Raw genomic sequence first — 12,928 nt, forward strand, 5'->3', positions numbered from 1 at the left:
TGCTTTTTTGGTTAGTTTACTCAGTGCTTCGGGTTATGCTGCGATCGCCTACTTGTTCCCTCAAAATCGTTCCCAAGATTGACCAATTAAAAATTCAAAATTCTTCGCGCAGTGTCTCGTAAAGAAGAGAGTTTCAGACTCTTATTTAAACCCCAACTGTAGTAAGATCCCCCAGGGTGACAAAACTACACGTGTTTACCCTGATGGGTAACAATGTGCTGTAACACCAATCCAGTCACCTGACTGAGTTTCGCCTAGCCAGCAAAGCTCTGTCCCTAAAAATTTATATGCTCTTAGATTTCTTAAATGTAGCCGTAGAATATTATCAACATCTAGAAAGCTAGTACCACGAAATCTTCGAGTACTAATAATACCTGTGGAATATAGCAGTTTTCTTAAGAGCAATTCTTTGGTTACTGCAACTTCCCAAATAATATCATTGAATATGTAAAAAGGATTGGGATCAAAGGATTTGTCACCTTGTATAGAGTTAAGATAATGAGAACGACACGATTGGGATAGCGCTTTCATAAATATTGCTATTTCTTGCAAAAAGTTGTGTGTCTTTTGTCCAAATAAATTTGATTTTTCCGGTAAGAACTCTTCATCGCTAGTTGCTAGAAAATCAACAGGAGCTCTGTAAGCTATGCCAATCCAATCGCCATCTCTTGTTCTTCCTATGTAGCATTTTGCAGCTTCGCGGTATCCCTCTTTGGTGTCTCTGTGATAATGAAGAAGAGTTTGATCGATAGTTATTTTATAAATTTCAAAATTTGGCAAATAAGACAATAAAAACTCGAAAAATTTTAGATAAATATGATAAAGTTCTAAAACACATTTTTCTTCATCTACTATAACAGTCCGATAATTTGATGCTGCTTTCACTAACTGCTTACATCTTGTATCAATTTCTTCAATCCAATCTACTTCTGACGGTAACAATTTAAACATATTTTCCAAACTGAACTCACCTTTATCGGCTACCTCCCAAACACAAGTTCCCACTGTAGAGTCTCCGGCACATGAGTAGATTAAACCCTCTGTAGCTCTGTTCAATTGAGCAATAATGTTTGCATTACTTGCCTTCATAGTTAATTCAATATTTAAAGATAAGACTCATATTTTATTTTTGAAAAAAGTCAGTATCCTGACTTCTAAGCTATATTTATTAAAATAATCGGTAATTCGTAATTTAATCCTTAACTATGAATTACGAATTACAAATTAGTAATTAGTTAATCTCCTTTCGCAATAATTCTGGAATTTGAGAAGGGCGTTCAGCTACTGTCACTTCCGCTTCTTTAAAAGCAGCTAATTTACTTTGGGCTGTGCCAAAATTGGGATCGCGTCCGATAACGGTTGCTAAAGTCCCGGTTTGACGCCAAGTTTTTCCTGGTGGTGCAAGTCTACCTGCAATGTAGGCAATTACTGGTTTATCAATTGCTTCAGCAATATACCGCGCGGCTGCTTCTTCACTACCACCACCGGGTTGACCGACTAAAACGATCGCTTGTGTGGTTTCATCTTCATCGAGAATTTGCAGCCATTGCAAAAATGAGGAACCGACGATCGCATCACTACCAATACTGACACTAATCGACTGCCCTAAACCTGCTTTTGTTAATTCGTAGGCTATTTCGTAGGTGAGGGTGCTGCTACGACTAACGATCCCCACTGTTCCAGGGGTATAAAATTCGCTGGGTTGAGTCCCTAAGAGAATTTTTCCCGGTACAATGATCCCCGGACTATTTGGCCCGATTACCAAAGTTTCACAAGCTTCGGCTTTGCGGAGTAATTGCACCATATCCAAAGGCGGCACACCAGCAGTAATAATAATAATCTGGCAAATATTAGATGCGATCGCTTCTAATGCTGCATCTAACACGTCGTAAGGGTCTACACAAATAATTGTCGTGTCAATTGCCCCAAATTGTTCTATTACTTCCTCTACTAAATCAAATACTGGCAGTCCATGCAATTCCTGTCCGCCGCATCCAGGATTGACACCAGCTACTAAATTTGTGCCATAAGCTTTCATTTGAGCAACATGAGTGCCTGATATAAATTCACAAAAGCCTTGAATTAAGACTTTACTTTCTGGCGTTAGGTTCATAAAAAATTACCTTAAGTTTGGCAACCAGTGCCTTCAACCACTGAGCATAGAAATGACACATTTACAGTGTCATATTGATTCAATTTTTACTGAAATTCCAAAAATTAGTCTGGAAGCTGAGTGTTCCAAAAGTGAGAAAACGCACTTCTAGATAGGAATATCCAGTTTGGATGTACTATATAATTTAGTCCCAGAAAGCAAAGCTGTACTTGATTTGAGCATCAAATTCAACAATTTATACCCGACGGTAAAAATTAATAATTTTTGATTTTTAAATTGGAACACAATGACATTCACTATCTTTTATTAACCGTTGGTTTAGCAAGGAGAACTGCTGCTGCCACTGCCTCATCTAAATTTTCTACCACGACAAGCGCATCGGTGCGGGTTTTTAGTGTTGTCAAATATTTTCTCGCAGTGTTAAATTCAGAACCAGCAAGACGGACAACTAAGGATGGAAAATTAAGCTCTCGCCGAACTTTACTACCATTAGAACGTACAACCTGTGATTGAAGTTCGCTGTCGTCTTGCTGCACTACTCTAGCTATAACTTCAGCCACTTCCTCAGTTTGCGGAATGCTACCTAGAAAGTTAATTAGTATTACTTGAATGCTTTTATCAGCCTCCAGCATTTTCAAACCTGTTTCTAGGCGATCGCGGAAGGTAGTTGGTGTAGTATCTGTAAGGAAAGCATGACGTAGATTCAAACAAACACCTGGATTGCCCCCAGCATTCGCAACTAAATCCAAAGTTGCCATCACTGAACCAGTACCGTTACCTAAAATACCGATTTTTCCATGCATTTGCACACCATCCCAGTCACCCAAAATACCGTTAATTTCAGTAGTAGTATGACGACTGATAATTTTTGCTGCCATCTCGCCGAGATCGGGATGACGCTTGATCGCCCGTTCGTTGACCCTGACTTTACCATTAAGAGCCATAACTTGACTAGTACTACTGACTGCCAAGGGATTAATTTCGACTAAATCCAAGTCTTTTTGGACAAATAACTCATACATCTTTTCCACAACGCTGCTTACCGACTGCATCAGCGTTCCTTGCAAACCCATTTTCAAAGCCAATCGTCGGGCATAAAATGGCGAGAATTCTTGTTCTACAACAACGTAGTGCATTCTTTCCCCAGCGGATTCCCAATCGATGTCTGCTTCTTTGCAACCTAAAAGTACCGGTCGGCAGACAGCAGTATCTAAAACCACTGCGAGATAAAATTCTTGGTTAGCGTCGTATTGGGATTCTGCCAGTACAACTTCCGGCAATTCGCCCCATATTGGTAAGCTAAAGATATTTTGAGCTGCTGCGATCGCATCGATAGTCGTTTGGGCAAATCTAACTCCACCAGCTTTTGCCCGTTCCGCTCCGTGGACTTGAGATTTCAGTACAATTGGAAAGCGAATTTTTAACCGTTTCAAATCTGTAGGATGGTCAATTCGTTGGGAAGGCAATACCGGGATGCCTATCTCCGCAAACCATTCTTTAACTTGGTACTCTAATAAATCCATTGATACACCTTGTATTGACACTTTCCAAGATTTTGGTTATTCCTGTCTTGATATTTTGCAGCACCTTTATTGCAGAATTAACCTTTTTGTAGCTATAAAAACTTATTTTTCACGGATCAATTTTATCGAATTCAGCAAATGAAGCATATTAATTTTGATAGTCAACTTGTTTGTGCCAGAGCCACAAGACATAATTAATTTCCTCAGCAAGTTTCTCAGCATAGAAGATAACTAGCTTTTTTGTCAAAACCCTCTGACATAGCATCGTTTTCTTAACCTTTAGATAATTTAGTAAAAATTGCTCTGCAACTAGAATTTCGCAAAGCAGTAGCTTTTGTGAATTTAATTATCGCAAAGTAATGCAGTGAAAATACCCAAACCTTCTATTATTCCCATTTTTTCTTTCTAATTTATACCTGAAGACAGATTATTTAATTTTGCATCTAGCGCTGTAAAAATGTATCGCCACGAACAATAACTACTTTTTTAATTTTTGGTGAAAAGTCAGAATTTGTGTTAGAAAGTTGGTCGTTCAGATTCTCAGGCTGTGGTTGGTTAAACTGTGCATTTGCATTCAATAAACCTAAAAAGTTCATTTCCTCCCCTTAAAGATAATCAAAACAATATAGAATTTCAGCGGGAAAGCTGTATGAAAGTAGCAGTCCAGCAGGAAGATTTACAGCTTTTAGCCAAGACTTTGCAAGAACAATTACTTGTAGAAGTCTCAACTGCTGAAGTCTTTGAGGTTAAGTGCGTCGTCAATAAAGGCGAGCTAATGATTTTAACGCAACACGCGTCAGATGTAATCGTTGACGCTCAACTAATTTTTGCAGTCATTGAGGAGGTACTTCAGTCTCTAACACCCCACAAAGAGCAACGGGTGCAATGTTTTCTGAGAGTTTTTGGCGAACAACTTCCTTATGCTAAATGTTTCTTGGCGTTGAAGCCGACGGGGGGATGGGTAGCAGAGGGAGATGGGGAAGTACAAAAAGATGAGGAAGTAATATCCCCCTCATCATCTCTGACATATTCTCCATTAATCAATGAAAGCGAAGAAGAAAAAGAAGAAGAAGAACTCTTTGACCCGTTTGCAGATGTGCCGAATTTCTCGGCTTCAAAGCCAGGATTCCAGGCCAAACCTATCCTCCTGGGTGCAGCGTTGGTGGGAATTATAGTTTTAGGCGGTGGTGCTTACTTATTGACTCGCCCTTGCGTGATGTCTGAGTGTAAAGAAATACAAAACGCCGAGCAATTAAAAATAAAATCTCCGCAACTGATGCGCCGCGCTAAGTCTGAAAAAGAATTAGTTGCTGTACAACAGCAACTTACAGCAGCCAGCACAGACCTGAATGTAATTCCTAGTTGGTCGCCTCGTTACCAGCTGTCACAGGAACTAAAAGCAAGTTTATCTGGGCGATCGCAAAAAATCAATCAGGTGGTCAAAGCTTTGCAAACGGCATCTTTGGCGACACAAAAAGTTCAAACTCCAGCATCTAGCTTAGAGGAATTACAAACTAGGCAACACTTATGGCGACAAGCTATAGCGCCACTAGAAAGTATAAGTTCTAGTAGTGAACTCTATGGGCTAGTGCAGGGTAAATTACTGAATTATCGTGTCCGTTTGCACGCTGTAAATCAACAGATATTTATTGAGGAAAAATGGCTGAAAAAACTAACAATGGCAAAAGGTGTAGCTGTTGCAGCCGAGAAGCAGGAGGCTAATGCTAAATCTTTGAATGACTGGCAAAAGGCGCAATCTACTTGGCTGGTGGTAATTAATGCCTTGAATACGATTCCCCGAAATAGCGTTGGATACCAAGAAGCCCAAAAGCTGTTGGTAGATTATAAACCTAAGTTAGTATTAGTACGCGATCGCGCTACTAAAGAACAATTAGCTGTTAAAACCTACCAACAGGCCCTTACCACTGCTAAGCAAGCCAAAGTTTATGAACAACAAAAACAATGGCAAGCAGCGGCGATATATTGGGAGCAGGCTTTGCAAACTACTAAAAAAGTTCCCCAAGATAGCTTGTACTACACTCAGGCTCAGTCTCTCATCGAACCCTATTCATCTGCGCTCAAACAAGCACAAGAAAAAGTACAAGTTGTTAGTAGTTTGCAACAAACCCGCACTGACTTAGATAAGACTTGTATTAATGGAATTCGGATTTGCACTTTTAGCATAGACAATGCAGAAATTATTGTCCGACTAACCCCTGAGTATGACCAAATAAGGCAAAATAACTTGGCTAATCCTTATTCTCAGAATTCGGATACAGCTGTTGATGTTACCAATCACTTGCAAATCTTACGCGAAGCCCTAGCCGTAATTGGTGAAAATGCCAATCTGTCCCTTTTTCTTTATGATTCCCAAGGTCAGGTAATTTATACGCGGACTTTAGGCGGGTAAGTAGAATACCGATTGAAGTATAAAGGATGAATTGTACATTAACTAATTATTTGTCAATTTAACAAAATACTGCCACAGCATTTCAAATACCTAAAACCCTGACATAGTAAGGATTATGTCAGGGTTTTTCCTATTTCAGGAAAATAGCGATCGCACTACTGGCTAAAAGTTACAGATTTTAGAGCGGGCGATGGGACTCGAACCCACGACGTTCACCATGGGAAGATGACATTCTACCACTGAATTACACCCGCAAATTGCTAACATAAACTTATGCCTAAAATTAAGCATACCACTATTTACAGCTGTTTTCAATTGGCTGGAAAATACAGTATTTTGACAACTACTGATGCATAATTCCTGTAGTTGTTCAAATTAGGAAATTTTTTTAGCTAGCTAATGACGGCACTTATTACAATATTTAACTAAAGAACAATTTCCTCGCCTCGCTCCGTGAAGCGAACCTCTTTAATATTCCATTGAGCATTACTCGTTAAGGTTTTGCGGAGACTGCCAAACAGAGCAAACTGTTCGCAACTAGAAAGAGAACTTATTTGCCGCTTTGACTCAGGAGATATTCGTAAATCAACTGTAGCAATGCCATTTTTGATGTTGACACGATACCCAGATAAGCTAAAGTCGCTTGTATCTCGTTTTTCTAATATTTTACTTACAACATTTGTCACTGGTTCCTCGGCTGGTACTGAAACATTTTCTGGAATTAGTTTTTGACATTGGGTATCACTGGTGTATAGTGTTACATTAGTAGTTTTGCTAGTGGCAACCTTAGAAGTTGGTGAGGAAGGCGTATTTTCCTTAGAAGATTCTTGATTAGGAGATTTTTCTCTCAATTGAGCTACGCTAGGAATTTGGCTGGGAGACTGAGAAGGTAGGCTATTCGTCGGTGCTGGTACTGTGGTAGGGTATGAAGTTGCGCTATCAATATTACCTGCGGTAGGGTTAGAACTACAACTACCCAGGCTCACAACCATTGTCACAAAAATAGGGGGTAAAAAATATCTCTTGATTGTGTTCATAAATCTTGCTTATAAATAATGTTGTTATCGATTTCAGTGTTATTGGTATCAATTCCGCATAAATTTGTGAATATTGAGCCAGTCTATAAAGTGTCAACTCAAAATCTTTTAGAGTCAAATTTTATACTATTCACTCAAATTAAAACATCTGCTATTCAAGGAGCTATGTCTGACAACATTAGGGATACAATAAACTAGAGAATTACTAGAACCACTAGCACTGCATCTGCGCCTGTTGCTTGTGCTAAATAAATTTGGCAAGAGTAAAATCAACTCCTTGGAGAATATTAGAAAAACTTGTGCTTTTAGATGACTGATTAAAAGCAAATTACTAGTTTTCACTACTTTTTTGCTTCGTCAATTGCTGCACTAATAATTGCACTCCCAAAGCCAACAAACCAATTGCTACTATAGCAAAAATTCCGCTACCTAAAGCAACTACACCAACAACCAGAGTGCGGATAGCAGAAGAAATCTTTATCACCAATGGATTGATTGAATGGATCGGTTTACTAGCAAAATTTGTTGCGATCGCAATCATCAGCGAATAGGCTGCAAATGCCATCCCTCCAGAAATCGCCGCCCCAGTAAAACAGCGTAACGGACTAGCTGTCACCTGTTCTTTAGCATTTGTTTGCGGCGTTAGATTTTGGTCATTCATAATATTTAGATTTTAGATGTTAGATTTTGGATTGGAGCATTAGGAATAATTATTATTTGTCATTTAAATTGCGTCTTTGCGTTTTTTTGGTGATTTGAACTATGCAATTTCAAAGCTCATCCATCAGCTTATTCCTCATACTCCATTAACAATAAAGATTTATTTAAACTGAAGATGCCACCTGAATACCATGTGTAATTGTCCGAGTCACAAACAATTCTAAGTCTTCATCAGGAATTGCTTCCCTAACTTGCAGTTTCACTTGTTCTGCTTGCTGCTGAGACTCAACAAGAGCAAAAACTGTTGGACCAGAACCAGACATCATTGTTCCTAAAACACCTTCTTGATTTGCAAACATTTCTCGCAACTGCAAGACTTGCGGATAGGCTGGCAATACCACGCGCTCTAAATCATTGTGCAGTTTTTGGGCAATTTCTCTGGCATCTTTATCCCAGATAGCTTTTACTATTTTTCCTGAATGAACTGCATTAGCGCGCGCTGCCAAGTTGTCGCTATCTCTAATATAAGAATGACCAAACTGCTGTCGATAGGTTTTGTATGCCCAAGGTGTAGAAACTTCCAGACTGCGGTATTTCCCCAAAACTATATATATGTTATTTAAACTCGGCAGGGGAGAAAGTTGCTCACCTCTACCTGTTGCGATCGCAGTTCCACCCCCTACACAAAAAGGTACATCTGAACCGAGTGTACCTCCCAGCTCCTCTAACTCTGACTGAGTTAATCCCAACTTCCATAATAAATCTATTCCTACCAACACAGCTGCTGCATTTGTCGAACCTCCAGCCAACCCAGCAGCTACAGGAATCTGCTTATTAACGGTAATCTCCACACCTCCATGTTTAGCAAAGGCTTCGGGAAATTGCCTCACCATTAATTCTGCTGCGCGGTATGCCAGATTACTTTTATCTGTCGGTACTTGTGGGTGGTTGCAGTGAACCCTAATAGTATCAGTGCTAATGGGACGCACATCAATTTTGTCGGCAAGTCCGATACTTTGAAGTATCATGGCTAACTCGTGATAACCATCGGGGCGATCGCCAATGATTTCCAGATATAAGTTGATTTTGGCAGGGGCAATTAGGCTGTAGGAACGCATTTTATGGGAGTGGTGAAGGTGGGGCCCCTGAAGGGGATAAGGGGTAATGGGGAGTGGGAAATGGGGAATGAAGAAGGAGGAATGGGAAAAATCTGCCTTGTTCCCTACTCCCTACTTTCTACTCCCAATTCATTTGCTAAAGTTACCCATTGCTGAACGCTGAGGTCTTCGGCTCTAGCTTGGGGATTTATTTTTAATTGTTCCAGTAAGTGGCTCAAGCGATCGCGCTCCATAACAGATTGCAAATTATTTCGTAACATTTTGCGCTTGGCACCAAATCCCAACTTTAAGAAATTCTCTAACTGTCGGGGATTAAGCGCTGGTATTTCTATTTTTCGGGGACGCAATCGCACCACTGCTGAATCGACTTTTGGCGATGGATAGAATGCGGTCGCTGGAACTGTGCAGATTAACTCACACTCAGCCAAATACTGTACCCGCACACTCAACGCCCCAAAAGCTTTTGAGCCTGATTTAGCATATAATCTTTCTGCTACTTCTTTTTGTACCAGCAACACTATGGAGTCAAATGGTTCGGGATTAGGGTTAGCGATGGTACCTAGTAGTTTCTCAATGATTGGCCCTGTAATATTGTAGGGAATATTGGCTACTACCTTATTTAGCTGTTGGAAATTGGGAAAGGCTGCCAGATAATATGGTAAATCTAGGCTGAGAAAATCCCCTTGCAGAAGTAAAAAATTTTCAGTCTTACCAAGTTGCTTTGATAACAGTTGGCATAAGTCGCGGTCTATTTCAACTGCAACCAGAGATTGTACTAAGGGTAATAAACGACGAGTCAGAAGCCCGGTTCCAGGCCCAATTTCCAGGACGCGATCGCTTTGTGTACACTCAGCTGCTTTTATAATTGCGTCGAGCGCCTTTTCACTTTTGAGCCAATGTTGAGCAAAGACCTTACGCGGTCGGATCATCTGTATTTATTGCCTAGTCTAGTTTTTAGCTGTTTATCAAAAACTCATTATAAATTTTGAAGTCCCTCTACAGTGCTAGATTCACTGTAACGCCTATTTTCTCCTCCAAACGCTTGGCGATCGTAGTGATGGCGATCGCGTAAATGTCCATATAAGCCTCACGTGTAGGATGGGAGTCTTAAACCGCAAGCTTCCCAACAACTATGCTCTTATATATCTTTTATATATAATTAATTGATTAGGGTATTTGGATTCAAGATACATACCTCCAGCAAGACTACCTCCTGCCTTTTTCAATAATTATTAATTACTTAACTTGCATCAGCTCCCATTTAGAGACAAGTAACGTCTATTATTCACACACTCAGGTTTAGCCACTTCGTTCTCGCCTCGCTCCTGTTGCTTAACCTATTAACCCAAAAGCAAGTCCAGGCAAGCGATTTGCAATTTTAGAAAAAAATAAATTTACCCCTTGACAAACTAGGGGATGACTAGTTACTCTAGTTAAGTGGAAAGGCGACAGACGCCAAACCACTGCTGAACCTGTAAAACATAATACTTTGAAAGCTTAAGAAAAAACCAATCCTCGTCAAAAGATTTTGCTTTTGGTAAATCCAAAAGGATAATCAAAATTAACAACAGGATTCCGGAAAATATTTTTTCGGAGCCACAAACTCGAAACACAACAAAACGGAGAGTTTGATCCTGGCTCAGGATGAACGCTGGCGGTATGCTTAACACATGCAAGTCGAACGGTGTCTTCGGACACAGTGGCGGACGGGTGAGTAACGCGTGAGAATCTGGCTCTAGGTCTGGGACAACCACTGGAAACGGTGGCTAATACCGGATGTGCCCTTGGGTGAAAGGCTTGCTGCCTAGAGATGAGCTCGCGTCTGATTAGCTAGTTGGAAGTGTAATGGACTCCCAAGGCGACGATCAGTAGCTGGTCTGAGAGGACGATCAGCCACACTGGGACTGAGACACGGCCCAGACTCCTACGGGAGGCAGCAGTGGGGAATTTTCCGCAATGGGCGAAAGCCTGACGGAGCAATACCGCGTGAGGGAGGAAGGCTCTTGGGTCGTAAACCTCTTTTCTTAGGGAAGAACACAATGACGGTACCTAAGGAATAAGCATCGGCTAACTCCGTGCCAGCAGCCGCGGTAATACGGAGGATGCAAGCGTTATCCGGAATGATTGGGCGTAAAGCGTCCGCAGGTGGCAATGAAAGTCTGCTGTTAAAGAGTCTAGCTCAACTAGATAGAAGCAGTGGAAACTACATAGCTAGAGTACGTTCGGGGCAGAGGGAATTCCTGGTGTAGCGGTGAAATGCGTAGAGATCAGGAAGAACACCAGTGGCGAAGGCGCTCTGCTAGGCCGTAACTGACACTGAGGGACGAAAGCTAGGGGAGCGAATGGGATTAGATACCCCAGTAGTCCTAGCCGTAAACGATGGATACTAGGCGTGGCTTGTATCGACCCGAGCCGTGCCGTAGCTAACGCGTTAAGTATCCCGCCTGGGGAGTACGCCGGCAACGGTGAAACTCAAAGGAATTGACGGGGGCCCGCACAAGCGGTGGAGTATGTGGTTTAATTCGATGCAACGCGAAGAACCTTACCAAGGCTTGACATGTCGCGAATCTTGATGAAAGTTGAGAGTGCCTTCGGGAGCGCGAACACAGGTGGTGCATGGCTGTCGTCAGCTCGTGTCGTGAGATGTTGGGTTAAGTCCCGCAACGAGCGCAACCCTCGTTTTTAGTTGCCAGCATTAAGTTGGGCACTCTAGAGAGACTGCCGGTGACAAACCGGAGGAAGGTGGGGATGACGTCAAGTCAGCATGCCCCTTACGCCTTGGGCTACACACGTACTACAATGCTTTGGACAGAGGGCAGCAAGCGAGCGATCGCAAGCAAATCCCGCAAACCAAAGCTCAGTTCAGATCGCAGGCTGCAACTCGCCTGCGTGAAGGAGGAATCGCTAGTAATTGCAGGTCAGCATACTGCAGTGAATTCGTTCCCGGGCCTTGTACACACCGCCCGTCACACCATGGAAGCTGGTAGTGCCCGAAGTCATTACTCCAACCATTCGTGGAGGAGGATGCCTAAGGCAGGACTGGTGACTGGGGTGAAGTCGTAACAAGGTAGCCGTACCGGAAGGTGTGGCTGGATCACCTCCTTTAAAGGAGACCTACACCCCTTAGAGATCGAAAAGCAAACAGCTATATAGATACTAAGTTGGTCATTCCTTAGGTCAGTCGAGATTGGTAAATAGCTTTCAAAGTATTATTGGTTTGGTAAGTCAAAGCACTTTAATATCATAAAGTATTGAGAAATCAGCAACATGACATTTGTCAGACTGCTGAGTAAATTCTCAGCCAGAACCATGAAAACTGCATAGGAACGCAAATTAGCAGGCAGACACAGACATTATCGAGTGCTGAGTGCTTCGGCTTAGAGTGCTGAGTAAAATCAGTGTGAAGTGACGAAGTAAGCAGAACTAACTATAAGTGATTGTGAATGCAATAGTTAAAAGACCAAAAAATTTGAGTGGTCAAGCGAATAAGGGCTAACGGTGGATACCTAGGCACACAGAGGCGACGAAGGACGTGGTTACCGACGATATGCTCCGGGGAGTTGGAAGCAAACATTGAGCCGGAGATTTCCGAATGGGGCAACCCTAGATACTAGCTGCTGAATATATAGGCAGTCAAGAGCCAACCCAGCGAATTGAAACATCTTACTAGCTGGAGGAAGAGAAATCAAAACAGAGATTCCCTAAGTAGTGGTGAGCGAAAGGGGAAAAGCCTAAACCAGAGGGTTTACCTTTTGGGGTAGTGGGACAGCGATATCGAATCTGGAGGCTAGACGAAGCAGCTAAATACTGCACCAAAGAAGGTGAAAGTCCTGTAGTCGAAAGTTAAAGGATAGTAGCTCAATCCCGAGTAGCATGGGGCACGAGGAATCCCATGTGAATCAGCGAGGACCACCTCGTAAGGCTAAATACTACTGTGTGACCGATAGTGAACCAGTACCGCGAGGGAAAGGTGAAAAGAACCCCGGAAGGGGAGTGAAATAGAACATGAAACCGTTAGCTTACAAGCAGTGGGAGGACTATTAAAAGTCTGACCGCGTGCCTGTTGA

General features: G+C 41.9%; 8 protein-coding genes, 1 tRNA gene and 2 rRNA genes (1 of these 11 cut by a window edge). 3 read left to right on the forward strand and 8 right to left on the reverse strand.

The features are described from left to right. Positions 1-195: 195 nt before the first annotated feature. The 3 genes from NSTC731_RS08270 to NSTC731_RS08280 all read right to left on the reverse strand — a co-directional run bounded on the left by NSTC731_RS08270 (position 196) and on the right by NSTC731_RS08280 (position 3,636). The gene (locus tag NSTC731_RS08270) at positions 196-1,089 is read right to left on the reverse strand and encodes a hypothetical protein (protein WP_445630387.1); all 894 of its coding nucleotides are present in this window, start codon (positions 1,087-1,089) and stop codon (positions 196-198) included. A gap of 142 nt (positions 1,090-1,231) precedes the next feature. Further along, positions 1,232-2,113 carry a succinate--CoA ligase subunit alpha gene (locus tag NSTC731_RS08275; RefSeq protein ID WP_445630388.1) on the reverse strand — a complete coding sequence of 294 codons (882 nt, stop codon included), beginning with the start codon at positions 2,111-2,113 and terminating at the stop codon, positions 1,232-1,234. A 296-nt stretch (positions 2,114-2,409) separates the two neighbouring features. Further along, positions 2,410-3,636 carry an ATP-grasp domain-containing protein gene (locus tag NSTC731_RS08280; protein WP_445630389.1) on the reverse strand — a complete coding sequence of 409 codons (1,227 nt, stop codon included), beginning with the start codon at positions 3,634-3,636 and terminating at the stop codon, positions 2,410-2,412. Positions 3,637-4,285: 649 nt separating this feature from the next. Between NSTC731_RS08280 and NSTC731_RS08285 the strand changes: the two genes are divergently transcribed. Continuing rightward, positions 4,286-6,046, forward strand: a complete 1,761-nt coding sequence (locus NSTC731_RS08285; protein WP_445630390.1) for a hypothetical protein — start codon at positions 4,286-4,288, stop codon at positions 6,044-6,046. Between the two features lie 182 nt (positions 6,047-6,228). Here the strand turns inward: NSTC731_RS08285 and NSTC731_RS08290 are convergent. The 5 genes from NSTC731_RS08290 to rsmA form a co-directional block, all read right to left on the reverse strand. Further along, positions 6,229-6,300 (reverse strand) — tRNA-Gly (locus NSTC731_RS08290). A 171-nt stretch (positions 6,301-6,471) separates the two neighbouring features. Then, positions 6,472-7,083 carry a sporulation/spore germination protein gene (locus NSTC731_RS08295; protein WP_445630391.1) on the reverse strand — a complete coding sequence of 204 codons (612 nt, stop codon included), beginning with the start codon at positions 7,081-7,083 and terminating at the stop codon, positions 6,472-6,474. 331 nt (positions 7,084-7,414) lie between these two features. Continuing rightward, positions 7,415-7,744 carry a DUF3082 domain-containing protein gene (locus tag NSTC731_RS08300; RefSeq protein ID WP_445630392.1) on the reverse strand — a complete coding sequence of 110 codons (330 nt, stop codon included), beginning with the start codon at positions 7,742-7,744 and terminating at the stop codon, positions 7,415-7,417. Positions 7,745-7,907: 163 nt separating this feature from the next. Beyond that, entirely contained in the window at positions 7,908-8,861 is a 954-nt protein-coding gene (ispE, locus tag NSTC731_RS08305) for a 4-(cytidine 5'-diphospho)-2-C-methyl-D-erythritol kinase (protein WP_445630393.1), read from the reverse strand. Between the two features lie 104 nt (positions 8,862-8,965). Further along, positions 8,966-9,790, reverse strand: a complete 825-nt coding sequence (gene rsmA / locus NSTC731_RS08310; protein ID WP_445630394.1) for a 16S rRNA (adenine(1518)-N(6)/adenine(1519)-N(6))-dimethyltransferase RsmA — start codon at positions 9,788-9,790, stop codon at positions 8,966-8,968. Between the two features lie 687 nt (positions 9,791-10,477). On the opposite strand from rsmA, the gene NSTC731_RS08315 reads away from it, so the two are divergent. After that, positions 10,478-11,966 (forward strand): 16S ribosomal RNA (locus NSTC731_RS08315). A gap of 370 nt (positions 11,967-12,336) precedes the next feature. Continuing rightward, a 23S ribosomal RNA gene (locus tag NSTC731_RS08320) occupies positions 12,337-12,928 on the forward strand (it continues 2,305 nt past the right edge of the window). The 16S and 23S rRNA genes sit together here, the layout of an rRNA operon.

The organism is Nostoc sp. DSM 114167 (assembly GCF_052692655.1).